This is a genomic window from Klebsiella sp. KTE92, from assembly GCF_000398905.1.
GTDB classification, from domain to species: Bacteria; Pseudomonadota; Gammaproteobacteria; order Enterobacterales; family Enterobacteriaceae; genus Klebsiella; species Klebsiella variicola.
On sequence record NZ_KB976100.1, the window covers coordinates 1,666,706 to 1,691,308 of the forward strand.

General features: G+C 58.5%; 19 protein-coding genes. 18 read left to right on the top strand and 1 reads right to left on the bottom strand.

From position 1 onward, the window contains the following. Positions 1-11 precede the first annotated feature (11 nt). From aroA to A1WC_RS17315, 11 genes are all read left to right on the top strand, one after another. Positions 12-1,295: a 3-phosphoshikimate 1-carboxyvinyltransferase gene (gene aroA, locus A1WC_RS17365; protein ID WP_016160564.1), complete on the top strand. Its 1,284-nt coding sequence runs from the start codon at positions 12-14 to the stop codon at positions 1,293-1,295. A 174-nt stretch (positions 1,296-1,469) separates the two neighbouring features. Further along, positions 1,470-2,153: a (d)CMP kinase gene (gene cmk / locus A1WC_RS17360; protein WP_012542319.1), complete on the top strand. Its 684-nt coding sequence runs from the start codon at positions 1,470-1,472 to the stop codon at positions 2,151-2,153. A gap of 133 nt (positions 2,154-2,286) precedes the next feature. After that, positions 2,287-3,960: a 30S ribosomal protein S1 gene (rpsA, locus tag A1WC_RS17355; protein WP_002898162.1), complete on the top strand. Its 1,674-nt coding sequence runs from the start codon at positions 2,287-2,289 to the stop codon at positions 3,958-3,960. 151 nt (positions 3,961-4,111) lie between these two features. Continuing rightward, entirely contained in the window at positions 4,112-4,399 is a 288-nt protein-coding gene (gene ihfB / locus A1WC_RS17350; protein WP_004100704.1) for an integration host factor subunit beta, read from the top strand. A 205-nt stretch (positions 4,400-4,604) separates the two neighbouring features. After that, entirely contained in the window at positions 4,605-6,869 is a 2,265-nt protein-coding gene (locus A1WC_RS17345) for a ComEC family protein (RefSeq protein WP_016160565.1), read from the top strand. Positions 6,870-6,905: 36 nt separating this feature from the next. After that, positions 6,906-8,654 carry a lipid A ABC transporter ATP-binding protein/permease MsbA gene (msbA, locus tag A1WC_RS17340; RefSeq protein ID WP_004201387.1) on the top strand — a complete coding sequence of 583 codons (1,749 nt, stop codon included), beginning with the start codon at positions 6,906-6,908 and terminating at the stop codon, positions 8,652-8,654. Beyond that, complete coding sequence (gene lpxK, locus A1WC_RS17335) at positions 8,651-9,631, top strand: tetraacyldisaccharide 4'-kinase (RefSeq protein ID WP_016160566.1); 981 nt, start codon at positions 8,651-8,653, stop codon at positions 9,629-9,631. The genes msbA and lpxK overlap by 4 nt, the downstream gene beginning before the upstream one ends. Before the next feature lie 54 nt (positions 9,632-9,685). After that, positions 9,686-10,915 carry a winged helix-turn-helix domain-containing protein gene (locus tag A1WC_RS17330; RefSeq protein WP_016160567.1) on the top strand — a complete coding sequence of 410 codons (1,230 nt, stop codon included), beginning with the start codon at positions 9,686-9,688 and terminating at the stop codon, positions 10,913-10,915. 63 nt (positions 10,916-10,978) lie between these two features. Beyond that, positions 10,979-11,161, top strand: a complete 183-nt coding sequence (gene ycaR / locus A1WC_RS17325) for a protein YcaR (protein WP_012542316.1) — start codon at positions 10,979-10,981, stop codon at positions 11,159-11,161. Continuing rightward, positions 11,158-11,904 (top strand): 3-deoxy-manno-octulosonate cytidylyltransferase, encoded by a 747-nt coding sequence (kdsB, locus tag A1WC_RS17320; protein WP_012542315.1) that lies wholly within the window; start codon positions 11,158-11,160, stop codon positions 11,902-11,904. The genes ycaR and kdsB overlap by 4 nt, the downstream gene beginning before the upstream one ends. Positions 11,905-12,040: 136 nt before the next feature. Next, positions 12,041-12,934 (top strand): YcbJ family phosphotransferase, encoded by an 894-nt coding sequence (locus tag A1WC_RS17315; protein ID WP_016160568.1) that lies wholly within the window; start codon positions 12,041-12,043, stop codon positions 12,932-12,934. Here A1WC_RS17315 and elyC read toward each other — a convergent pair. Beyond that, positions 12,911-13,690: an envelope biogenesis factor ElyC gene (gene elyC, locus A1WC_RS17310; protein WP_008805864.1), complete on the bottom strand. Its 780-nt coding sequence runs from the start codon at positions 13,688-13,690 to the stop codon at positions 12,911-12,913. The two genes, A1WC_RS17315 and elyC, sit on opposite strands and share 24 nt — an antisense overlap. A gap of 121 nt (positions 13,691-13,811) precedes the next feature. Here elyC and cmoM point away from each other — a divergent pair, with 121 nt between their 5' ends. The 7 genes from cmoM to A1WC_RS17275 all read left to right on the top strand — a co-directional run bounded on the left by cmoM (position 13,812) and on the right by A1WC_RS17275 (position 24,571). Beyond that, complete coding sequence (gene cmoM / locus A1WC_RS17305; RefSeq protein ID WP_016160569.1) at positions 13,812-14,612, top strand: tRNA uridine 5-oxyacetic acid(34) methyltransferase CmoM; 801 nt, start codon at positions 13,812-13,814, stop codon at positions 14,610-14,612. After that, positions 14,609-15,931 (top strand): chromosome partition protein MukF, encoded by a 1,323-nt coding sequence (mukF, locus tag A1WC_RS17300; RefSeq protein WP_008805866.1) that lies wholly within the window; start codon positions 14,609-14,611, stop codon positions 15,929-15,931. The genes cmoM and mukF overlap by 4 nt, the downstream gene beginning before the upstream one ends. After that, positions 15,912-16,616, top strand: coding sequence for a chromosome partition protein MukE (gene mukE, locus A1WC_RS17295; RefSeq protein ID WP_004150840.1), 705 nt, complete (start codon positions 15,912-15,914; stop codon positions 16,614-16,616). The genes mukF and mukE overlap by 20 nt, the downstream gene beginning before the upstream one ends. Then, complete coding sequence (mukB, locus tag A1WC_RS17290; RefSeq protein ID WP_016160570.1) at positions 16,616-21,064, top strand: chromosome partition protein MukB; 4,449 nt, start codon at positions 16,616-16,618, stop codon at positions 21,062-21,064. The genes mukE and mukB overlap by 1 nt, the downstream gene beginning before the upstream one ends. Positions 21,065-21,264: 200 nt before the next feature. Then, positions 21,265-23,055 (top strand): L,D-transpeptidase, encoded by a 1,791-nt coding sequence (ldtD, locus tag A1WC_RS17285; protein ID WP_012542312.1) that lies wholly within the window; start codon positions 21,265-21,267, stop codon positions 23,053-23,055. 303 nt (positions 23,056-23,358) lie between these two features. Further along, complete coding sequence (locus A1WC_RS17280) at positions 23,359-23,910, top strand: YcbK family protein (RefSeq protein ID WP_004201403.1); 552 nt, start codon at positions 23,359-23,361, stop codon at positions 23,908-23,910. 13 nt (positions 23,911-23,923) lie between these two features. After that, complete coding sequence (locus tag A1WC_RS17275) at positions 23,924-24,571, top strand: MBL fold metallo-hydrolase (protein ID WP_016160572.1); 648 nt, start codon at positions 23,924-23,926, stop codon at positions 24,569-24,571. Positions 24,572-24,603 lie beyond the last annotated feature (32 nt).

Sequence of the window (24,603 nt, forward strand, 5' to 3'; positions counted from 1 at the left end):
AGTGAAGTTTGATGGAATCCCTGACGTTACAACCCATCGCACGCGTAGAGGGCACCGTGAACCTGCCAGGTTCGAAAAGCGTCTCCAACCGCGCGCTGCTGCTGGCCGCTCTGGCCCGCGGCACGACGGTGCTGACCAACCTGCTGGACAGCGACGATGTGCGCCATATGCTGAATGCCCTGAGTGCGCTGGGGGTTCAATATACCCTGTCTGCCGACCGCACCCGCTGCGAAGTGACCGGCAACGGCGGCCCGCTGCGCGCTGCTGCGGCGCTGGAGCTGTTCCTCGGCAACGCCGGAACCGCGATGCGTCCGCTGGCGGCGGCCCTGTGCCTTGGCAGCAACGATATTGTGCTGACCGGCGAACCGCGGATGAAAGAGCGCCCGATCGGCCATCTGGTGGATGCCCTGCGTCAGGGCGGCGCTCAGATCGACTATCTTGAGCAGGAAAATTATCCACCGCTGCGCCTGCGCGGCGGTTTTCAGGGCGGGAACGTCGAGGTTGACGGCAGCGTCTCCAGTCAGTTCCTGACCGCGCTGCTGATGACCGCGCCGCTGGCGCTGCAGGATACCGTGATCGCCATTAAGGGCGATCTGGTGTCGAAACCCTATATCGACATTACGCTGCACCTGATGAAAACCTTCGGCGTTGAGGTGGACAATCAGTCTTATCAGCGTTTTGTGGTGCGCGGCAAGCAGCAGTATCAGTCGCCAGGGGATTACCTGGTGGAAGGCGATGCTTCCTCGGCCTCGTATTTCCTCGCCGCTGGCGCCATTAAGGGCGGCACGGTAAAAGTCACCGGTATCGGCCGCGGCAGTGTGCAGGGCGATATCCGTTTCGCCGACGTCCTGGAGAAAATGGGCGCTACCGTGACCTGGGGCGACGATTTTATCGCCTGCACCCACGGCGAGCTCAAGGCTATCGATATGGATATGAACCATATCCCGGACGCGGCGATGACCATCGCTACCGCCGCGCTGTTCGCGCAAGGGACCACTACGCTGCGCAATATCTACAACTGGCGGGTCAAAGAGACGGACCGTCTGTTCGCCATGGCGACCGAGTTGCGTAAAGTGGGCGCCGAGGTGGAAGAGGGTGAAGATTATATTCGCATCACCCCGCCGGCGACGCTGAAGTACGCTGAAATTGGCACCTATAACGACCACCGGATGGCGATGTGCTTCTCGCTGGTGGCGCTGTCTGATACGCCGGTGACCATCCTTGATCCCAAATGTACGGCCAAAACGTTCCCGGACTATTTTGAACAGCTGGCGCGGATCAGTACCCTCGCCTGAGTAAAACTTTGTCATCCCGCGGGCTGATGTCCTGTCAGCCCGCTATAATTGCGCAAAACTTCTGCTTTTCATTTCCTGTAGTCCGTAATTTACAAGCAATGCTCACTTTCCGGCGTATTGATGCGTATAATGCGCAGCGTTTATATTCCATGCGCCTTGCTGAAGGAGAAAAAGATGACGGCGAATATTCCGGTAATCACCATTGATGGGCCTGGCGGTGCGGGTAAAGGTACGTTGTGCAAGGCAATGGCGGAAGCGCTGGGCTGGCATCTGTTAGATTCAGGCGCGATCTACCGCGTTCTGGCGCTGGCGGCGCTGCATCATCATGTTGACGTAGAGTCCGAAGAGGCGCTGGTGCCCCTGGCGGCCCATCTTGACGTGCGCTTTATTTCTACTGACGGCACCCTGGAAGTGGTGCTGGAAGGGGAAGATGTCAGCGGCGAAATTCGCACTCAGGAGGTCGCCAATGCCGCCTCGAAAGTGGCCGCTTTCCCCCGCGTTCGCGAAGCGCTGCTGCGCCGCCAGCGTGCTTTCCGTGAACTGCCGGGGCTCATCGCCGACGGGCGCGATATGGGCACGGTGGTTTTCCCGGACGCGCCGGTGAAAATTTTCCTTGATGCCTCGGCCGATGAGCGGGCGCATCGCCGCATGCGGCAGTTGCAGGAAAAGGGCTTTGATGTTAACTTTGAACGTCTTTTGTCCGAGATAAAAGAGCGTGACGATCGCGACCGAAATCGCGCCGTGGCGCCGCTTGTCCCGGCTGCCGATGCATTAGTTCTCGATTCAACAGAACTAAACATTGAGCAAGTGATTGAAAAAGCGCTACAATATGCGCGCGAAAAATTGGCCGTTGCGTGAGCCTTAACCGGTAGCGCGCCGAAGCCTCCGAATTATAGCAGTACCCCGCGGCAATGGATGGTCAGCGGGTATGTGAAACAACCCCATCCGGCACGGAGCCAGGTGGACGTTAATATTAACCTGAAGATTAAACATGACTGAATCTTTTGCTCAACTGTTTGAAGAATCCTTAAAAGAAATCGAAACCCGCCCGGGTTCCATCGTTCGTGGTGTTGTTGTTGCTATCGACAAAGACGTAGTACTGGTTGACGCCGGTCTGAAATCTGAGTCCGCCATCCCGGCTGAGCAGTTCAAAAACGCCCAGGGCGAGCTGGAAATCCAGGTTGGTGACGAAGTTGACGTTGCTCTGGATGCAGTAGAAGACGGCTTCGGTGAAACTCTGCTGTCCCGTGAGAAAGCTAAACGTCACGAAGCTTGGATCACGCTGGAAAAAGCTTACGAAGACGCTGAAACTGTTACCGGTGTTATCAACGGCAAAGTTAAAGGTGGCTTCACTGTTGAGCTGAACGGTATTCGTGCGTTCCTGCCGGGTTCCCTGGTAGACGTTCGTCCGGTGCGCGACACGCTGCACCTGGAAGGCAAAGAGCTTGAGTTCAAAGTCATCAAGCTGGACCAGAAGCGTAACAACGTTGTTGTTTCTCGTCGTGCCGTTATCGAATCCGAAAACAGCGCAGAGCGCGATCAGCTGCTGGAAAACCTGCAGGAAGGCATGGAAGTCAAAGGTATCGTTAAGAACCTCACTGACTACGGTGCATTCGTTGATCTGGGCGGCGTTGACGGCCTGCTGCACATCACCGATATGGCCTGGAAACGCGTTAAGCATCCGAGCGAAATCGTAAACGTTGGCGACGAAATCACTGTTAAAGTGCTGAAGTTCGACCGCGAGCGTACCCGTGTATCCCTGGGCCTGAAACAGCTGGGCGAAGATCCATGGGTAGCTATCGCTAAACGTTATCCGGAAGGTACCAAACTGACCGGTCGCGTGACCAACCTGACCGACTACGGCTGCTTCGTTGAAATCGAAGAAGGCGTTGAAGGCCTGGTTCACGTTTCCGAAATGGATTGGACCAACAAAAACATCCACCCGTCCAAAGTTGTTAACGTTGGCGACGTTGTGGAAGTGATGGTTCTGGATATCGACGAAGAGCGTCGTCGTATCTCCCTGGGTCTGAAGCAGTGCAAATCTAACCCATGGCAGCAGTTCGCGGAAACCCACAACAAGGGCGACCGTGTTGAAGGTAAAATCAAGTCTATCACTGACTTCGGTATCTTCATCGGCCTGGACGGCGGCATCGACGGCCTGGTTCACCTGTCTGACATCTCCTGGAACGTTGCAGGCGAAGAAGCAGTTCGTGAATACAAAAAAGGCGACGAAATCGCAGCAGTTGTTCTGCAGGTTGACGCAGAGCGTGAGCGTATCTCCCTGGGCGTTAAACAGCTCGCGGAAGATCCGTTCAACAACTACGTTGCTCTGAACAAGAAAGGCGCTATCGTTGTTGGTAAAGTCACTGCAGTTGACGCTAAAGGCGCAACCGTAGAACTGGCTGACGGCGTAGAAGGTTACCTGCGTGCTTCTGAAGCATCCCGTGACCGCGTTGAAGACGCAACTCTGGTTCTGAGCGTTGGCGACGAAGTTGAAGCGAAATTCACCGGCGTGGATCGTAAGAACCGCGTAGTGAGCCTGTCTGTACGTGCGAAAGACGAAGCGGAAGAAAAAGACGCTATCGCTACCGTGAACAAGCAGGAAGACGCGAACTTCTCCAACAACGCTATGGCTGAAGCGTTCAAAGCAGCGAAAGGCGAGTAATCTTTGTCATTCAGGCAATAACAACCTGAATAGTGACGAGTTTACTTGACAGATTGCAGGATTCGTCCTGTAATCAAGCACAAAGGGCGGCTACGGCCGCCCTTGTTTAAGCTGTTAGCTAATTTTTGCCTTGAAGGAAACCGGAGGAATAATGACCAAGTCAGAATTGATTGAAAGACTTGCCAGCCAGCAATCTCACATTCCGGCGAAAGCGGTGGAAGATGCTGTTAAAGAAATGCTGGAACATATGGCCTCAACGCTTGCTCAAGGTGAGCGCATTGAAATCCGCGGTTTCGGCAGCTTCTCTCTGCACTATCGAGCACCTCGCACCGGACGTAACCCGAAAACTGGTGATAAAGTCGAACTGGAAGGTAAGTACGTTCCGCACTTTAAGCCCGGGAAAGAATTACGTGACCGCGCCAATATTTATGAAGAGTAAGTTGCACGACGTGCAACCTGCCTGATGATAAAAAAAGCACCTGCGGGTGCTTTTTTTGTGTCCGCGATTTACCTCCAGCTTCGCAAAAAAACCGTGCCTGACTGCAACAGATACGATTGTCTGGAAGGCGCTACGCACGCCTGAATTCAGCGGCGGGACGCCACCGTCGCTTTGCGTAACACTGCCTGCTCACAGGGAGGTGTTTATGCGTCTACCATGGCTTGCCGGATGCGCCAGCATCGCGATGCTGCCGCTACTCTGGCTACCCGTCTTGCCGGGCCCGCACGTTCTGGCGAGCGCGTGCCTTGCGGCGCTGTTGCTGACCCGCCTGCGCGGAACGGCCATGGCTTGTGTGGCGATGACGCTTCTGCTGATGATCTGGGGAGTATTGAGCGCGCATCAGGCGCTGTGGCCGACCCGGCACCTTACCGGCGCCATCCGGCAGGCGGAAGTGATCCTCAGCGAGACGGATGGCCAGGCCCTGCACCGTTGTCAGATTGTGCGCCTGGCGGGCCGCTACCTGTTTCCCCCGGTGGGCGTGACGCTGTACGGGGAACTTACACCTGCGCCCGCCTGTGCGGGTCAGCACTGGTTGATGACGCTGCGCCTGCGCCCGGTGCACGGGCAGCTCAACGACGGGGGCTTCGACAGCCAGCGTTATGCGCTGGCGCAGCACCGGCCGCTGAGCGGGGGGATTGTTGCAGCTTCCGCGCTGGATCCCCGCTGCAGCCTGCGCGCCCGCTACCTGGCGTCGTTGACCCGGCGTCTGGAGCCTTATCCCTGGCGTGCGGTGATGCTGGGATTAGGGATGGGGGAGCGACTGACCCTGCCGACGGCGATTAAGGTCCTGATGCAGAACACGGGCACCTCCCATCTGATGGCCATCTCTGGTCTCCATATCGCCCTCGCGGCTTCCCTTATCGTGCTCCTGCTGCGCGGCGTGCAGTATATTCTACCGGGCCGCTGGATCGGCTGGCGGTTGCCGCTGCTGGCCGGGCTGGTCGGCGCCGTCGGCTATGCCTGGCTGACCGGCATGCAGCCGCCGGCGCTGCGCACCTGCGTAGGGTTGGGCGTGTGCTGCGCCTTACGCTTGTCGGGCCAGCGCTGGACGGCGTGGCAGGTGTGGCTCTGCTGTCTGGGGGCGATACTCGTTACCGACCCGCTGGCGGTGCTGTCGCAAAGCCTGTGGCTATCCGCTTTCGCCGTGGCGGGGCTGATCTTCTGGTTTCAGTGGGTACCGCTGCCTGCCGGTCGCTGGCGCTGGCCATGGAAGGCACTGTTCGCCCTCGTTCATTTGCAGGCTGGCGTGACGCTGCTGCTGATGCCGCTCCAGCTCCTGCTCTTCCATGGCGTCAGCCTGACGTCCATGGCCGCCAATTTGCTGGCGGTACCCTTAGTGACCCTGCTGGCGGTGCCGCTTATTCTCGGCGCGATGCTGCTGCATCTCACGGGACCGGGGATGGTAGAGTCGCTGCTCTGGCTGGCGGCCGATCGCGTGCTGGCGCTGCTGTTCTGGGGATTACGACATTTACCGGACGGCTGGCTACCGCTGGACGCCCGCTGGCTCTGGATCAGTAGCCTGCCTTGGCTGCTGGTGATGGGCTGGCGTTTTCAGAGCTGGCGGCATTTCCCGGCCCTGTGTCTGAGCGTGCTGCTCCTGCTGATGCGGCCCTTCTGGAGGCCGTTTCCCGCGGACGAATGGCGGGTGACGATGCTGGATGTCGGGCAGGGGCTGGCGATGGTTATCGAACGTCACGGCAAGGCGCTCCTCTATGATACCGGGCCAGCATGGCCGCAGGGCGACAGCGGTCAGCAGGTGATTATCCCGTGGCTGCGCTGGCATCATCTGCAGCTGCAGGGCATTGTGCTAAGCCACGAGCATCTGGATCATCGCGGCGGCCTTAATTCAGTGCTACAGGCATGGCCGCAGGCGTGGGTGCGCAGCCCTTTAGGCTGGGCGCGTCATCTGTCGTGTCATCGCGGCGAGCGCTGGCAATGGCAGGGACTCAACTTCCAGGCCCTGTGGCCGCTGCCGGGCAGCACGGCAAAGGGTAATAATCACTCCTGCGTGGTGCGCATCGATGATGGTCGCTCCAGCATCCTGCTCACCGGCGATATAGAACGTCAGGCGGAGCAGGCGATGATCAGCCGTTACTGGCAGCATCTGACGTCTACACTTATCCAGGTTCCCCACCACGGTAGCAACACCTCCTCCAGCGAATTGCTGGTCCACCGGGTAGAGGGTGCGGCCGCGCTGGCATCCGCTTCGCGCTACAATGCGTGGCGGATGCCCTCGTACAAGGTGGTTCAGCGCTATCGCCAGCGGGGGTATCGCTGGTTCGCCACGCCGCAGCAGGGACAGATAACGGTGGTTTTTTCCGCAGAAGGGTGGCAAATCCATAGCTTACGGGATCAAGTTTTACCACGTTGGTATCATCAGTGGTTTGGCGCGCCCGCCGATAACGGGTAGAATATGCGGCTATTTCAACACAAGCTGGTTTATTGAATGCAGAACGATAAAGATCTCTCCACGTGGCAGACCTTCCGCCGACTTTGGCCGATTATTGCACCGTTTAAAGCCGGGCTAATCGTCGCGGCGGTGGCGTTAGTGCTTAACGCGGGCAGTGACACCTTCATGTTATCGCTTCTTAAACCGTTATTGGATGATGGTTTTGGTAAAACGGATCGCTCAGTGCTGCTATGGATGCCGCTGGTGGTTATCGGGCTGATGGTGCTGCGTGGGATCACCAGCTACATCTCGAGCTATTGTATCTCCTGGGTTTCCGGCAAAGTCGTGATGACCATGCGTCGTCGCCTGTTCGGCCACATGATGGGCATGCCGGTGGCCTTCTTTGACAAGCAGTCTACCGGGACGCTGCTGTCACGCATTACCTATGATTCTGAGCAGGTCGCCTCATCTTCCTCCAGCGCGCTGATCACCGTGGTCCGCGAAGGGGCATCGATTATCGGCCTGTTCGTGATGATGTTCTATTACAGCTGGCAGCTGTCGCTGATCCTGATCGTACTGGCGCCGATCGTGTCGGTAGCAATCCGCGTGGTCTCCAAGCGTTTTCGTAATATCAGTAAGAATATGCAGAACACGATGGGGCAGGTCACCACCAGCGCTGAGCAGATGCTGAAAGGGCACAAAGAGGTGCTGATGTTTGGTGGCCAGGAGGTGGAAACCAAACGTTTTGATAAGGTCAGCAATAAAATGCGTCTGCAGGGGATGAAGATGGTTTCTGCCTCGTCTATCTCCGACCCGATCATTCAGCTTATCGCGTCGCTGGCGCTGGCCTTTGTCCTGTATGCCGCCAGCTTCCCGAGCGTAATGGACACCCTGACCGCCGGGACCATTACCGTGGTCTTCTCCTCAATGATTGCGCTGATGCGCCCGCTGAAGTCGCTGACCAACGTCAATGCCCAGTTCCAGCGTGGGATGGCGGCGTGCCAGACGCTGTTTGCGATCCTCGATTCCGAGCAGGAAAAAGACGAAGGTACGCGGGTCATTGAGCGGGCCAAAGGCAATCTCAAGTTTGAGAACGTCACGTTCACCTATCCGGGGCGCGAAGTGGCCGCGCTGCGCAATATCAATCTCGATATCCCGGAAGGGAAAACCGTCGCGCTGGTGGGGCGCTCAGGGTCGGGTAAATCGACCATTGCCAGCCTGATCACCCGCTTCTACGATGTTGACGACGGCCAGATCCTGCTGGATGGTCACGACCTGCGCGAGTACAAGCTGAGCTCGCTGCGCGACCAGGTGGCACTCGTTTCACAGAACGTGCATCTGTTCAACGATACTGTCGCCAACAACATCGCCTATGCCCGTACCGAAGAGTACAGCCGCGAGCAGATTGAAGAGGCCGCGCGAATGGCCTACGCCATGGATTTCATCAACAAGATGGACAATGGTCTGGATACGATCATTGGTGAAAATGGCGTAATGCTGTCCGGTGGCCAGCGCCAGCGTATTGCTATCGCCCGTGCGCTGCTGCGTAACAGCCCGATCCTGATCCTTGATGAAGCCACCTCGGCGCTGGATACTGAGTCCGAGCGAGCCATTCAGGCGGCGCTGGATGAGCTGCAGAAAAACCGCACCTCGCTGGTTATCGCCCACCGTCTGTCGACCATTGAGCAGGCTGATGAAATCGTGGTGGTTGAAGATGGGCGGATCGTGGAACGCGGAACGCACCACGATCTGCTGGAGCATAAGGGCGTGTACGCCCAGCTGCATAAGATGCAATTCGGCGAATGATCGCGCGCATCTGGTCCGGGGAATCGCCGCTGTGGCGCCTGCTGCTGCCGCTCTCCTGGCTGTATGGCCTGGTGAGCGCGGTGATTCGCCTCAGCTATCAGCTAGGGTGGCAAAAAGCCTGGCGCGCGCCGGTGCCGGTGGTGGTGGTCGGTAACCTGACCGCCGGCGGCAATGGTAAAACGCCGGTGGTGATCTGGCTGGTGGAGCAGCTGCAGCAGCGCGGTATTCGCGTGGGGGTGGTCTCTCGCGGCTACGGCGGTAAAGCCGACCGCTACCCACTGGTATTAACTGACCGGACCAGTACGGCGCAGGCGGGTGATGAGCCGGTGTTAATTCATCAGCGTACCGGCGCGCCGGTGGCGGTTTCTCCGCTGCGCAGCGACGCGGTGAAAGCGCTGCTCAGCGCGCACGATCTGCAGATTATCGTGACCGACGACGGGTTGCAGCACTATAAGCTGGCGCGGGACAGAGAAATTGTCGTTATCGACGGCGTGCGCCGCTTTGGCAACGGCTGGTGGCTGCCTGCCGGGCCGATGCGCGAGCGGGCGTCGCGCTTGCAAAGCGTTGATGCGGTTATCGTTAACGGTGGCGTGGCGCGTCCGGGGGAGATCCCGATGCAACTGCGTCCAGGGATGGCGGTTAACCTGCTTACCGGCGAACGTCGCGATGTCTCGACTTTCACGAACGTAGTGGCGATGGCCGGCATCGGCCATCCGCCGCGCTTTTTCGCCACCCTTGAAAGCTGTGGCGTCCAGCCGGTCAAAACCGTGGCGCTGGCAGACCATCAGGCGCTGAGCCAGGCCGATGTCGCCGCCCTGGTAACCACCGGGCAGACGCTGCTGATGACCGAGAAAGACGCGGTGAAATGTCGCGATTTCGCCGCCGCAAACTGGTGGTATTTACCGGTCGACGCCATAATGGCCGATGAACGCGCACAGCGGTTGCTTGCGGACTTAGCGACGTTGGCGCAACGTTAACTGACGCGCCGGCTTTGCTCGCCGCTGTGCTGGAATTCCTGACGGAGAACCTGCATGTCGGTATTGCAATTATCGCTTAACGAGGTGCGCCACCTCCATCTCGCGGCGCAGGGGTTGTTAAAGAAGCCCCGACGTCGCGCTCGCCCGAAAGACATTCTTTCCACCATCCAGCAGATGTCGCTGCTGCAAATCGATACCATCAACGTGGTGGCCCGCAGCCCCTATCTGGTGTTGTTCAGCCGCCTCGGCAGCTATCCGCAGCACTGGCTGGATGAGTCGTTGCGCAGCGGCGAGCTAATGGAATACTGGGCGCATGAAGCCTGCTTTCTACCGCGCAGCGATTTCGCCCTGGTGCGCCATCGCATGTTGAATCCCGACAATATGGGCTGGAAATACCATCGCGCGTGGATGGAGGAGCATGCCGGGAGTATTGCAGAGCTGCTGGCGCATATCGGGCAAAACGGCCCGGTTCGCTCGGCGGATTTTATCCACCCGCGCAAAGGCGCCAGCGGCTGGTGGGAGTGGAAACCGTATAAGCGCCATCTGGAAGGGCTGTTTACCGCCGGCGAAGTGATGGTGGTGGAACGACGCAATTTTCACCGCGTGTATGATTTAACCCAGCGGGTGATGCCGGACTGGGATGACGAACGCGACGCGCTGTCCCGCGAAGACGCAGAGGCCATCATGCTGCGCAACAGCGCCCGCAGCCTCGGTATCTTTCGTCCCCAGTGGCTGGCCGATTACTATCGCTTGCGCCAGCCGTCGCTACCGGGTCTGCTGGCTGCCTGGCAGGAAGAGGGCCTGGTGGTGCCGGTTAACGTGGAAGCACTCGGCGAGATGTGGTTGCATCGCGACGCGCTGGCGCAGCTTGAGTCAGCGCCTGGCGGTAAGCTGATCGCCAGCCATAGCGCCGTGCTCTCTCCTTTTGACCCGGTGGTCTGGGATCGGAAACGCGCGGAGCAACTCTTCAACTTCAGCTATCGCCTGGAGTGCTATACCCCAGCGCCGAAGCGGCAGTATGGCTACTTCGTACTGCCCCTGCTGCACCAGGGAAAACTGGTTGGGCGGATGGACAGTAAAATACATCGCAAAAGCCAGGAGCTGGAGATCTTCTCCCTGTGGCTGGAGGAGGGGGTGAAGATCACCCGTGGCCTTGAGCAGGGGCTGCGCCGGGCGATTAACGACTTCGCGCGCTGGCAATCGGCGGAGCGGATCCTGTGCCGAGGCTTGCCGGAAGGGCTGTTTGTCGGCCAGGAGCAGGGGTGGGAAATCAACGCCGATTGATCCCGGCGCCGACCTTCCTGTGATATGCTGCTGTGAAATCTATCCGGTCCATCAGGAGGAAACATGGATCACCGTTTACTTGAAATCATCGCCTGCCCGGTCTGTAACGGTAAGCTGTATTACAGTCAGGATAAGCAAGAACTTATTTGCAAACTTGATAGTCTGGCGTTTCCGCTGCGCGATGGTATTCCTGTGCTGCTGGAGACAGAGGCCCGAGCGCTGACGGTTGAAGAGAGTCACTCATGAGTTTCGTGGTTATTATTCCTGCGCGTTTCGCCTCTACGCGCCTGCCGGGAAAACCACTGCAGGACATTAACGGCAAACCGATGATTGTCCATGTGCTGGAGCGCGCGCGCGAATCCGGCGCGGATCGCATTATTGTCGCCACCGATCATCCGGACGTGGCCAGCGCCGTTGAAGCGGCGGGTGGTGAAGTGTGCATGACCCGCGCCGATCATCAGTCCGGCACTGAACGGCTGGCGGAAGTGGTGGAGAAGTGCGCATTCAGCGATGACACTATCATCGTCAATATTCAGGGCGATGAGCCGATGATCCCCCCGGCGATCGTCCGCCAGGTGGCGGAGAATCTGGCGTCCAGCAGCAGTGGAATGGCGACGCTGGCGGTACCGATCCACGATGCGGAAGAGGCGTTTAATCCAAATGCGGTGAAAGTGGTGATGGATGCCCAGGGCTATGCGCTCTATTTTTCACGCGCCACCATTCCGTGGGATCGCGATCGCTTTGCCCACTCCCGCGAGACCATCGGTGATTCCCTGCTGCGTCACATCGGCATTTATGGCTACCGCGCTGGCTTTATTCGCCGCTATGTCAGCTGGGCGCCGAGCCCGCTGGAGCAGATTGAAATGCTCGAGCAGCTGCGGGTGCTGTGGTATGGCGAGAAAATCCATGTTGCCGTGGCGGCAGAAGTGCCCGGCACCGGTGTGGATACCCCGGAAGATCTGGAGCGCGTCCGCGCTGAACTGCGTTAATCCCCTGTCCCCTCCTTGCAGGGGGGATATCCCCGCCGGTTTTTCGCTTTTTTTGTCCCTTTTTGATCTTATTCGATGACAACCCAGGTGCGGGCGCTCATTATGAAACCAGTAGTGTTCATAGGGGTAATCGACAATGGAACAGTTGCGAACCGAACTCAGTCACCTGCTTGGCGAAAAGCTGAGCCGGGTGGAGTGTGTCAGTGAAAAACCCGCTACGGCGCTGTGGTCCCTGTACGACGCGCAGGGAAACCCGATGCCGCTGCTGGCGCGCAGTTTCACCACGCCCGGTGTGGCGCGGCAACTGGCATGGAAGATCTCCACCCTCGCGCGCAGTGGTACAGTGCGCATGCCGGTGGTTTACGGCGTGATGACGCATGAAGAGCATCCCGGGCCGGATGTGCTGCTGCTTGAGCGCTTGCGCGGCGTTCCGGTGGAGGCCCCCACGCGCACACCAGCGCGTTGGGAGCAACTGCAGGAGCAAATCGTCGAGGCGCTGCTCGCCTGGCATCGTCACGACAGCGGCGGCTGCGTAGGAATGGTCGACAATACCCAGGACAATCTGTGGTCGAACTGGTACCGCCAGCGGGTAGAGATGCTGTGGAGCACCCTGAACCTGTATCAGGATACCGGCCTGACGATGCAGGATAAGCGTATTTTGTTCCGCTCCCGCGAGTGCCTTCCGGAGCTGTTTCGCGATTTCAATGACAATGCCGTGCTGGTACACGGTAATTTCACCTTGCGCAGTATGCTGAAAGACCCACGCAGCGATCAGCTGCTGGCGATGGTGGGCCCGGGGATGATGCTGTGGGCGCCACGCGAGTATGAACTGTTCCGCCTTGCAGAAGGCGGCCAGGCGGAACAGTTGCTGTGGCGCTACCTGCAGCAGGCGCCAGTTTCCGAGGCCTTTGTCTGGCGGCGCTGGCTCTATCTGCTGTGGGATGAGGTGGATAATCTGGTCAATACCGGGCGCTTTGACCGCGCCCGTTTCGACCTCGCGACAAAATCACTCCTGCCCTGGCTCGCCTGAGCCACCTTTCAGCCATTGCCAGACGCGACCGAGGGTTTCATAGCCGACCCGGTCGCTGTGCATCAGCCATACCGGGGAGGGGATGGCTCGCTCCCACGGATTAAGCGGCGAGGTCACCGCTAACTGATTTGCCGGCGCGGGCAGGGGATCCAGACCGGCATGACGAAAGAAAATCATCGCCCGTGGCAGGTGGGACGCCGAAGTGACCAGCAGGAAGGGCGCATCGCCGATGGCGCGCTTCACCGCCTGCGCTTCCTCTTCTGTATCTTTCGGCCGATCGAGCACGATGATATCGCTGCGTGGTACGCCGAGGCTCTCGGCCACTCTCGCCCCAGCTTCTGCCGTGCTGACGGGATTCGTTTTCGCTGCCGCGCCGGTGAAGATCATTTTCGACCCGGGATTCGCCTGCCACAGGCGAATGCCCTCCGTCAGGCGCGGCAGGCTGTTATTGATAAGATTAGAGCTTGGCGCCCACTCCGGATTCCAGGTATAGCCGCCGCCCAACACCACCACGTAGCTCACCGGCTGCTCGCCGCGCCAGGTGGGGTAGCTATCTTCAATCGGTTTCAACAGGCTGTCGGCCACCGGTTGCAGGCTCAGCAGCGCCAGCAGCAGCCAGCCGAGGCTCACGCATAGCTTGCCGGTACGTTGAAAGCGGCTGAACCATAACAGCGCGATCCCGATCCCGATCAGCAACAGCAGGGCGGGAAGCGGCAACAGCAGACCGCCGACGATCTTTTTTAGCGTGAAAAGCATGCCAGATGGTTCCTTTTTTAACCATATAACCAAAGTTATGTTCGGATCTTATAACAGATCGCTTCATTCTCGGCGTGGGTATGACAAAATAGCGGTTTTGTGTTGGCTTGTGGAGTCGCCCGTGCAGGATCGCAATTTCGATGACATTGCTGAAAAGTTTTCGCGCAATATTTACGGCACCACAAAAGGTCAGCTGCGCCAGGCGATCCTCTGGCAGGATCTGGAACCGCTGCTGGCGCAGCTGGGGCCGGGACCGCTGAGGGTGCTGGATGCCGGCGGCGGCGAAGGGCAAACAGCCATTAAAGTGGCGCAACTGGGCCATCACGTGACGCTGTGCGATCTCTCCGCTGAAATGGTGGCGCGCGCCCGCCAGGCGGCCGTCGATAAAGGTGTGATCGACAACATGCATTTTGTACAATGCGCGGCTCAGGATATTGCGCAGCATTTGGAAAGCCCGGTTGATCTGGTACTGTTTCATGCGGTGCTGGAGTGGGTGGCGGAGCCCCAGGAGGTGCTGCGTACGCTGTGGTCGACACTGCGTCCTGGCGGTGGGCTGTCGTTGATGTTCTACAATGCTAACGGCCTGCTGATGCACAATATGGTGGCCGGTAATTTCGATTACGTACAATTGGGCATGCCAAAAAAGAAAAAACGCACGCTGTCGCCGGATTATCCGCGTGAGCCGCAGCAGGTTTATCACTGGCTGGAAGAGATTGGCTGGCAGATTGTCAGCAAAACCGGCGTGCGGGTGTTTCATGATTATCTGCGTGAAAAACGCCAACAGCATGACAGCTATGCGGCGCTGCTGGAGCTGGAAACGCGCTACTGTCGTCAGGAGCCGTATCTCAGCCTGGGCCGTTATATTCATGTCACCGCGCTTAAGAGCCAGGCTCATAGCCGCAGATGCAAGGATAAAGTATGAGTGAATTTTCCCAGACAGTCCCCGAACTGGTTGCCTGGGCCAGGAAAAATGATTTTTCTATCTCGCTGCCGGTCGACAGACTCTCTTTTCTGCTGGCGGTCGCCACGCTGAACGGCGAACGGCTGGAAGGGGAAATGAGCGAGGGAGAACTGGTGGATGCGTTCCGCCACGTCAGTGATGCGTTTGAGCAGACCAGCGAAACCATCAGCCAGCGCGCCAATAATGCGATCAACGATTTGGTGCGCCAGCGTCTGCTGAACCGCTTTACCAGCGAAATTACCGAAGGCAATGCGATCTATCGCCTGACGCCGTTGGGGATCGGGATCACCGATTACTATATCCGTCAGCGTGAATTCTCGACGCTGCGTCTCTCGATGCAGCTGTCGATCGTCGCCGGCGAGCTGAAGCGTGCGGCGGATGCGGCAGAAGAGGGCGGGGATGAGTTCCACTGGCATCGCAATGTTTTCGCTCCGCTGAAATATTCCGTGGCGGAAATTTTCGACAGCATCGACCTGACGCAGCGCATTATGGATGAGCAGCAGCAGCTGGTGAAAGACGATATCGCACAGTTGTTAAATAAAGACTGGCGCGCGGCGATTTCCAGCTGTGAACTGCTGCTATCGGAAACCTCTGGCACCCTGCGCGAACTGCAGGATACGCTGGATGCGGCGGGGGATAAACTGCAGGCGAATCTGCTGCGCATTCAGGATTCGACCATGGCGCGCGACGATTTGCATTTTGTCGACCGGTTGGTATTCGACCTGCAAAGCAAACTCGACCGCATCGTCAGCTGGGGTCAGCAGGCGATTGACCTGTGGATCGGCTACGACCGCCATGTGCACAAGTTTATCCGTACCGCTATCGATATGGATAAGAACCGCGTCTTCGCCCAGCGTCTGCGCCAGTCGGTACAGACCTATTTTGATGAACCGTGGGCGCTGACTTACGCCAACGCCGACCGTCTGCTGGATATGCGCGATGAAGAGATGGCGCTGCGCGATGAAGAGGTCACCGGCGAACTGCCGGCGGATCTCGAATTTGAAGAGTTTAACGAAATTCGCGAGCAGCTGGCGGCGCTGATCGAAGCGCAGCTGGCGGTCTATAAAGAGAAGGGAATACCGCTGGACCTCGGCCTGGTGGCGCGGGAGTTCCTGGCGCAGTATCCGCGCGGACGTCACTTCGACGTGGCGCGGATCGTCGTGGATCAGGCGGTACAGCTGGGCGTCGCCCAGGCAGATTTCACCGGACTGCCGGCAAAATGGCAGCCGATTAATGATTACGGAGCCAAGGTACAGGCGCATGTCATTGACAAATATTGAACAAGTGATGCCGGTTAAGCTGGCGCAGGCGTTGGCCAATCCGTTATTTCCGGCGCTGGACAGCGCCCTGCGCGCGGGCCGTCATATCGGTCTCGACGAGCTGGATAATCACGCATTTTTGATGGATTTCCAGGATTACCTGGAAGAATTTTACGCTCGCTATAACGTCGAGTTGATCCGCGCACCGGAAGGGTTCTTCTATCTGCGCCCGCGCTCCACCACGCTGATTTCGCGCTCGGTGCTGTCGGAGCTGGATATGATGGTGGGCAAAATTCTTTGCTATCTCTATCTCAGCCCGGAGCGCCTGGCAAACGAAGGGATTTTCACCCAGCAGGAGCTCTATGACGAACTGCTGACCCTGGCGGATGAATCCAGGCTGCTGAAGCTGGTGAACAATCGTTCCACCGGTTCGGATCTGGACCGCCAGAAGCTGCAGGAAAAAATGCGCGCGTCGCTAAACCGCCTGCGCCGTCTGGGGATGGTGTGGTTTATGGGCCATGACAGCAGCAAGTTTCGCATTACCGAATCGGTATTCCGCTTTGGCGCCGATGTGCGCGCCGGCGACGACCCGCGCGAGGCGCAGCGCCGCCTGATCCGCGACGGGGAAGCAATGGCTCTGGAAAATCACCTGCAGCTCAATGATGAGAATGAAGAAAACCAGCCGGATAGCGGGGAGGAAGAGTAATGATTGAACGCGGTAAGTTTCGCTCGCTAACGCTGGTTAACTGGAACGGTTTCTTTGCCCGGACCTTTGATCTTGATGAACTGGTGACCACCCTCTCCGGGGGGAACGGCGCGGGTAAGTCCACGACCATGGCGGCTTTCGTCACGGCGCTGATCCCGGATTTAACCCTGCTGCACTTCCGTAACACCACTGAAGCGGGGGCCACCAGCGGCTCACGCGATAAAGGCCTGCATGGTAAGCTGCGCGCCGGGGTGTGTTACTCGGTACTCGATGTGATCAACTCCCGCCACCAGCGCGTGGTGGTCGGCGTGCGCCTACAACAGGTCGCCGGACGCGATCGTAAAGTCGATATTAAGCCGTTCGCCATTCAGGGACTGCCGACCTCTATCCTGCCGACCCAGCTGTTGACCGAAACGCTGAACGATCGTCAGGCGCGCGTGGTCAGTCTCAATGAGCTGAAAGACAAACTCGAGGCGATGGAAGGCGTCCAGTTTAAACAGTTCAACTCGATCACCGAATATCACTCGCTAATGTTCGATCTGGGCGTGGTGGCGCGTCGTCTGCGTTCCGCCTCCGATCGTAGCAAATACTACCGCCTGATTGAGGCCTCGCTGTACGGCGGGATCTCCAGCACCATTACCCGCTCGCTGCGCGACTACCTGCTGCCGGAAAACAGCGGCGTGCGTAAAGCGTTCCAGGATATGGAAGCGGCGCTGCGGGAAAACCGCATGACGCTGGAAGCCATTCGCGTAACCCAGTCTGACCGCGATCTGTTTAAACACCTGATCAGCGAAGCCACCAACTACGTGGCGGCGGACTATATGCGTCACGCCAACGAGCGGCGCATTCACCTGGATAAGGCGCTGGAGTATCGTCGCGATCTCTTTACCTCGCGTTCGCAGTTGGCGGCCGAGCAGTATAAGCACGTCGAGATGGCGCGCGAGCTGCAGGAGCACAACGGCGCGGAGGGCGATCTGGAAGCCGATTACCAGGCCGCCAGCGATCACCTGAACCTGGTGCAGACCGCCCTGCGTCAGCAGGAAAAAATTGAGCGCTACGAAGCGGATCTCGATGAGCTGCAGATCCGTCTGGAAGAGCAGAATGAAGTGGTGGCGGAAGCCACCGACCAGCAGGAAGAGAACGAAGCCCGCGCCGAAGCCGCCGAACTGGAAGTGGATGAGCTGAAAAACCAGCTCGCCGACTATCAGCAGGCGCTCGACGTCCAGCAGACCCGCGCCATTCAGTATAACCAGGCGCTGCAGGCGCTGGAGCGCGCGAAGGCGCTGTGCCATCTGCCTGATCTGACGCCAGAGAGCGCCGACGAGTGGCTGGAAACCTTCCAGGCGAAAGAGCAGGAAGCGACGGAGAAAATGCTGTCGCTGGAACAGAAAATGAGCGTGGCGCAAACCGCGCACAGCCAGTTCGAACAGGCGTACCAGCTGGTGGCGGCGATTAACGGCCCGCTGGCGCGTAATGAAGCCTGGGACGTGGCGCGCGAATTGCTGCGCGACGGCGTTAACCAGCGCCATCAGGCCGAGCAGGCGCAGGGGCTGCGCAGCCGTCTCAACGAGCTGGAACAGCGTCTGCGCGAGCAGCAGGACGCCGAGAGTCAGCTGGCTGAGTTCTGCAAACGCCAGGGCAAACGCTACGATATCGACGATCTGGAAACGCTGCATCAGGAGCTGGAAGCGCGCATCGCGTCGCTGGCCGACAGCGTCTCTAACGCTCAGGAACAGCGCATGACCCTGCGTCAGGAGCTGGAGCAACTGCAGTCGCGCACCCAGACGCTGATGCGCCGGGCGCCGATTTGGCTGGCGGCGCAAAACAGCCTCAACCAGCTGTGCGAGCAGAGCGGCGAACAGTTTGAGTCCGGCCAGGAGGTCACCGAATACCTGCAGCAGCTGCTGGAGCGTGAGCGTGAGGCTATCGTTGAACGTGACGAAGTCGGCGCCCGCAAGCGTGCCATCGACGAAGAGATCGAGCGACTCAGTCAGCCGGGCGGCTCTGAAGACCCGCGTCTGAACGCGCTGGCGGAGCGCTTTGGCGGCGTCCTGTTGTCGGAAATTTATGACGACGTTAGCCTCGAAGATGCGCCGTACTTCTCCGCGCTGTATGGCCCATCGCGCCATGCGATCGTGGTGCCGGATCTGTCGCAGGTGGCGGAGCAGCTCGAAGGGCTGGAAGATTGTCCGGAAGACCTGTATCTGATCGAAGGCGATCCGCAGTCCTTCGACGACAGCGTGTTCAGCGTTGACGAGCTGGAAAAAGCGGTGGTGGTGAAGATTGCCGACCGCCAGTGGCGTTATTCACGTTTCCCAACGCTGCCGCTGTTTGGTCGCGCGGCGCGCGAAAATCGCATCGAAACACTGCATGCTGAGCGTGAGAGTCTCTCCGAGCGTTTCGCGACCCTGTCGTTCGACGTGCAAAAAACCCAGCGCTTGCACCAGGCCTTCAGCCGCTTCATTGGCAGCCATCTGGCGGTGGCTTTCGAGGACGATCCGGAAGAAGAGATCCGCAAGCTTAACAGCCGCCGCGGCGAGCTGGAGCGTGCGCTGAATGCCCATGAGAGCGATAACCAACAGAACCGCGTGCAGTATGAGCAGGCGAAAGAGGGCGTGTCGGCGCTCAACCGCCTGCTGCCGCGCCTGAACCTGCTGGCGGATGATACGCTGGCTGACCGCGTGGACGAGATCCAGGAACGTCTGGACGAAGCGCAGGAGGCAGTGCGCTTTATTCAGCAGCATGGCAATCAACTGGCGAAGCTGGAGCCGATCGTCTCGGTATTGCAGAGCGATCCGGAGCAGTTTGAGCAGCTGAAAGAAGATTACGCCTATGCGCAGCAAACCCAGCGCGATGCGCGTCAGCAGGCCTTTGCGCTGGCGGAAGTCGTGCAGCGCCGGGCCCACTTCAGCTACTCCGATTCGGCGGAGATGCTCAGTGGCAACAGCGATCTCAACGAGAAGCTGCGCCAGCGTCTGCAACAAGCGGAATCTGAGCGTAGCCGCGCGCGCGAAGCGATGCGTAGCCACGTTGCGCAGTTGAACCAGTACAACCAGGTGCTGGCGTCGCTGAAGAGCTCGTATGACACCAAAAAAGAGCTGCTCAACGATCTGTATAAAGAGCTGCAGGATATCGGCGTGCGCGCCGATGCCGGGGCGGAAGAGCGCGCGCGTCAGCGTCGTGACGAGCTGCACACGCAGCTGAGCAACAACCGCTCCCGTCGCAATCAGCTGGAAAAAGCGTTGACCTTCTGCGAAGCGGAAATGGACAACCTGACCCGTAAACTGCGCAAGCTGGAACGCGATTACTGCGAAATGCGTGAGCAGGTTGTCAGCGCCAAGGCGGGCTGGTGCGCGGTGATGCGTCTGGTGAAAGACAACGGCGTCGAACGTCGTCTGCATCGCCGCGAGCTGGCCTATCTCTCTGCTGACGAACTGCGTTCGATGTCGGATAAGGCGCTCGGTGCGCTGCGTCTGGCGGTTGCCGATAACGAACATCTGCGCGACGTGCTGCGTATATCGGAAGATCCGAAACGTCCGGAGCGCAAAATCCAGTTCTTCGTCGCCGTCTATCAGCATCTGCGTGAGCGTATCCGTCAGGATATTATTCGTACCGATGACCCGGTGGAAGCGATCGAGCAGATGGAGATCGAGCTCAGTCGTCTGACCGAAGAGCTGACCAACCGCGAACAGAAGCTGGCGATCAGTTCCCGCAGCGTGGCGAACATTATTCGCAAAACCATTCAGCGTGAGCAGAACCGTATCCGGATGCTCAACCAGGGACTGCAGAGCGTCTCGTTCGGCCAGGTCAACAGCGTGCGTCTGAACGTTAACGTGCGTGAGACCCACTCGACGCTGCTGGATGTCCTGTCTGAACAGCATGAGCAGCATCAGGATCTGTTTAACAGCAATCGCCTGACCTTCTCGGAAGCGCTGGCCAAGCTGTATCAGCGCCTGAACCCGCAGATCGACATGGGGCAGCGCACGCCGCAAACCATCGGCGAAGAGCTACTCGACTACCGCAACTATCTGGAGATGGAAGTGGAAGTTAACCGCGGCTCCGACGGCTGGCTGCGCGCGGAGTCCGGCGCGCTGTCGACCGGGGAAGCGATCGGTACCGGGATGTCGATTCTGGTAATGGTGGTGCAGAGCTGGGAAGATGAGTCTCGTCGCCTGCGCGGCAAGGATATCTCGCCTTGCCGTCTGCTGTTCCTCGATGAAGCGGCGCGTCTCGACGCCCGCTCCATCGCCACGTTGTTCGAGCTGTGCGAACGTCTGGAGATGCAGCTGATTATCGCGGCGCCGGAAAATATCAGCCCGGAAAAAGGCACGACCTATAAACTGGTGCGTAAAGTGTTTAATAATCACGAACACGTACACGTTGTCGGCCTGCGCGGTTTTGCCGCGCCGGTACCGGAAGCACTGCCGGGAACGGCCGACGCCTCCTGAGGCTGCGGCTACATTCTGGCGGCTAAGCGCTGAAAAGGGCAACGTTAAGTTGCCCTTTTTGCTATCCAGCCTGGTATGCCTGGGTGGTATAATCTTTAAGCTTCTTTACATTAGGTAAGGCAAAAGCCTTTCCGTCTTTATATACTGTGATAAAGCCCACTAATTTGTGGGCGGCAATGTGTGACAACAGGGGGCAAGGGATGTTGCTAAAGAAACGGTATGGTCGTCCATTGTCAGCGCTCAGCCTGAGCCTGGCACTGGCATTTGCTCCGCTGTTCAATGTCCAGGCCGCAGAGCCTGAAGTCGTACCTGGTGATAGCTCCGCTACGCCTGGAGAGCTTTCCGTCGCGCTGACGCAAAGCGATGGGCAATCGCCGGCGGTCGCGAAGCTGGCCGGTGAGCAGCCGCTGTCGATGGAGGCGGCGGCAAACAGTCGCGCCCAGATCGAGGCGCTGTTGCCGGCAGGGTACAAACCTGTCTTTATCAATCCTCTGGTGTCGCTGTACGCCGCCAGGGATATGAAACCGATGTGGGAGAACCGCGAGGCGGTGCAGGCGTTCCAGCAGCAGCTGGCGGAGATCGCCATCGCCGGTTTTCAGCCGCAGTTTACCACCTGGGTCAGCCTGCTGACCGATCCCGCCGTCAGCGGCATGGCGCGCGATGTGGTGTTGTCGGATGCCATGATGGGCTATTTGCACTTTATCAGCGGCATCCCCACCCAGGGGACCCGCTGGCTATATAGCTCGACGCCGTACAAGATGGCGACCCCGCCGCTATCGGTGATTAACCAGTGGCAGCTGGCGCTGGACAATGGCTCCCTGCCGGCGTTTATCGCTGGCCTGGCGCCGCATCATCCGCAGTATGAGGCCATGCACCAGTCGTTGTTGGCGCTGGTGGCTGATTCTCGCCCGTGGCCGCAGATGACCGGTAGCGGCTCGCTGCGCCCCGGCGAATGGAGCAATGATATCGGTGCCCTGCGCGAGATCCTCCAGCGTACCGGGATGCTGGACAATACCGCCAATATCGTTCTGCCCGGCGATGTGGTGAGCCCGTCGGCGAAGAAAAAGAGCAAACCCGCGGCGCGCGGCGTGTACGATCGCCAGCTGGTGGAGGGGGTTAAGCGCTTTCAGGCCATGCAGGGGCTGGGTGCGGATGGCGTCATTGGCCAGTCCACCCGCGACTGGCTCAACGTCTCTTCCGCGCAGCGTGCGGGGGTGCTGGCCTTGAATATTCAGCGTTTACGCCTGCTACCGGGCAAACTGTCGACCGGCATTATGGTGAATATTCCCGCTTTCTCGCTGGTCTATTACCAGGATGGCAGCCAGGTGCTGGCCTCGCGGGTGATCGTCGGGCGTCCGGACCGCAAAACGCCAATGATGAGCAGCGCGCTGAACAACGTGGTGGTCAATCCACCGTGGAACGTGCCGCCGACGCTGGCGCGCAAAGATATCCTGCCGAAGGTGCGTAACAATCCAGGCTATCTGGAGCAGCATGGCTACACCGTGATGCGCGGCTGGAACAGTAAAGAGACCATCGATCCTTATCGGGTCGACTGGTCGACCATCACCGAGAATAATTTACCGTTCCGTTTTCAGCAGGCGCCTGGAGCGCGTAACTCACTGGGCCGCTACAAGTTTAATATGCCGAGTTCAGATGCTATTTATCTGCACGATACGCCGAACCATAATCTGTTCCAGAAAGATGTTCGCGCGCTCAGCTCCGGCTGCGTACGCGTCAATAAGGCCTCGGAGCTGGCCAATATGTTGCTGCAGGACGCGGGCTGGAACGACACGCGTATTTCCGATGCCCTGAAGCAAGGGGACACGCGCTATGTCAATATTCGGCAAAATATACCGGTGAATTTATATTACTTAACGGCTTTTGTGGACGCTGATGGACGTACACAATATCGAACAGATATTTACAATTACGATCTCACCGCGCGATCCAGTGCACAAATTCTGACGAAAGCTGAACAATTAATCAGGTAAATGAAGTAGTTCAATGGATTTTGTTGTCCTAGCACTGGGTAAAAAAGGGCGCTGCTCCTCTGCAGCGCCCGATTTTCCTGGGGTGAGGCTGCCTTGACGTTGGCAATAATGCCCGGTAAGGTGCCTTTCGTGCGCCAGAAGTGCATATACATATCATTCCGCTCAATGCGTAGCGCGGTCAGCGCGAACGCTCTCCTTTGCCGGACAGCATCACGGCTGTGGCGAGCGATGGCGAGCTGGCGGTTAGCCTCGCGCGATGCGGAAAAAGTATATAACGATTCATTGACTGTAGACCTGATTATCATGGACAAATTTGACGCTAATCGCCGCAGATTGCTGGCGTTGGGTGGTGCTGCGCTGGGTGCTGCCGCCATTCTCCCTGCGCCGGCATTTGCCACCCTCTCGACCCCCCGTCCGCGTATTTTGACGCTGAATAACCTGCATACCGGTGAATCGCTCAAGGCGGAGTTTTTCGATGGCAGAGGCTATATTCAGGATGAATTAGCAAGACTTAATCATTTTTTCCGTGATTACCGCGCGAATAAAATTAAGTCCATCGATCCAAATCTGTTCGATCATCTTTATCGGTTGCAGGGATTGCTTGGCACCAACAAACCTGTCCAGCTTATTTCTGGTTATCGTTCCCTCGATACCAATGATGAGCTTCGCGCACGAAGCCGTGGTGTGGCAAAACACAGCTATCACACCAAGGGGCAGGCAATGGATTTCCATATTGAAGGTATTTCGTTAAGCAATATTCGCAAAGCGGCGTTATCTATGCGCGCAGGTGGTGTAGGATATTACCCACGTAGTAACTTTGTGCATATTGATACCGGTCCCGTAAGGCACTGGTAACGAAAGGAGCGTCATGAACTATCGTATTATTCCGGTTACCGCGTTCGCGCAGAACTGTTCTCTCATCTGGTGCGAACAAACCCGCCTGGCGGCGCTGGTCGATCCTGGCGGCGATGCTGAACGTATCAAAGCGGTGGTGGCGGAGGCGGGCGTCACGCTGATGCAGATCCTGCTGACGCATGGCCATATCGATCACGTCGGCGCCGCTGCGGAACTGGCGCAGCATTATGGCGTACCGGTTATTGGTCCGGAAAAAGAAGATGAGTTCTGGCTGGAAGGATTGCCGGCGCAAAGCCGGATGTTCGGCCTGGAGGATTGCCAGCCGCTGCGTCCGGATCGCTGGCTCAATGAAGGCGATGTGGTCAATGTAGGGAATGTGGCGCTGCAGGTACTGCACTGTCCGGGCCATACGCCGGGTCACGTTGTCTTCTTTGATGACGCTTCCCGATTGCTCATTTCCGGAGACGTGATTTTTAAAGGCGGGGTGGGGCGCAGCGATTTTCCACGCGGCGACCATGGACAGTTGATTGCGGCCATTAAGGATAAGCTGTTGCCGCTGGGCGATGACGTGACCTTTATTCCCGGCCATGGTCCGCTGTCGACGCTGGGTGAGGAACGTCGTAACAACCCGTTCCTGCAGGATGAGATGCCGGTCTGGTAACAGACATGACGCGAACACATAAAAAAGGCCGC

Bases quoted from the DNA above. Each gene is read 5' to 3' on its own strand.
- aroA (WP_016160564.1), top strand. From the start codon at position 12: ATGGAATCCCTGACGTTACAACCCATCGCACGCGTAGAGGGCACCGTG.
- cmk (WP_012542319.1), top strand. From the start codon at position 1,470: ATGACGGCGAATATTCCGGTAATCACCATTGATGGGCCTGGCGGTGCG.
- rpsA (WP_002898162.1), top strand. From the start codon at position 2,287: ATGACTGAATCTTTTGCTCAACTGTTTGAAGAATCCTTAAAAGAAATC.
- ihfB (WP_004100704.1), top strand. From the start codon at position 4,112: ATGACCAAGTCAGAATTGATTGAAAGACTTGCCAGCCAGCAATCTCAC.
- A1WC_RS17345 (WP_016160565.1), top strand. From the start codon at position 4,605: ATGCGTCTACCATGGCTTGCCGGATGCGCCAGCATCGCGATGCTGCCG.
- msbA (WP_004201387.1), top strand. From the start codon at position 6,906: ATGCAGAACGATAAAGATCTCTCCACGTGGCAGACCTTCCGCCGACTT.
- lpxK (WP_016160566.1), top strand. From the start codon at position 8,651: ATGATCGCGCGCATCTGGTCCGGGGAATCGCCGCTGTGGCGCCTGCTG.
- A1WC_RS17330 (WP_016160567.1), top strand. From the start codon at position 9,686: ATGTCGGTATTGCAATTATCGCTTAACGAGGTGCGCCACCTCCATCTC.
- ycaR (WP_012542316.1), top strand. From the start codon at position 10,979: ATGGATCACCGTTTACTTGAAATCATCGCCTGCCCGGTCTGTAACGGT.
- kdsB (WP_012542315.1), top strand. From the start codon at position 11,158: ATGAGTTTCGTGGTTATTATTCCTGCGCGTTTCGCCTCTACGCGCCTG.
- A1WC_RS17315 (WP_016160568.1), top strand. From the start codon at position 12,041: ATGGAACAGTTGCGAACCGAACTCAGTCACCTGCTTGGCGAAAAGCTG.
- elyC (WP_008805864.1), bottom strand. From the start codon at position 13,690: ATGCTTTTCACGCTAAAAAAGATCGTCGGCGGTCTGCTGTTGCCGCTT.
- mukF (WP_008805866.1), top strand. From the start codon at position 14,609: ATGAGTGAATTTTCCCAGACAGTCCCCGAACTGGTTGCCTGGGCCAGG.
- mukE (WP_004150840.1), top strand. From the start codon at position 15,912: ATGTCATTGACAAATATTGAACAAGTGATGCCGGTTAAGCTGGCGCAG.
- mukB (WP_016160570.1), top strand. From the start codon at position 16,616: ATGATTGAACGCGGTAAGTTTCGCTCGCTAACGCTGGTTAACTGGAAC.
- ldtD (WP_012542312.1), top strand. From the start codon at position 21,265: ATGTTGCTAAAGAAACGGTATGGTCGTCCATTGTCAGCGCTCAGCCTG.
- A1WC_RS17280 (WP_004201403.1), top strand. From the start codon at position 23,359: ATGGACAAATTTGACGCTAATCGCCGCAGATTGCTGGCGTTGGGTGGT.
- A1WC_RS17275 (WP_016160572.1), top strand. From the start codon at position 23,924: ATGAACTATCGTATTATTCCGGTTACCGCGTTCGCGCAGAACTGTTCT.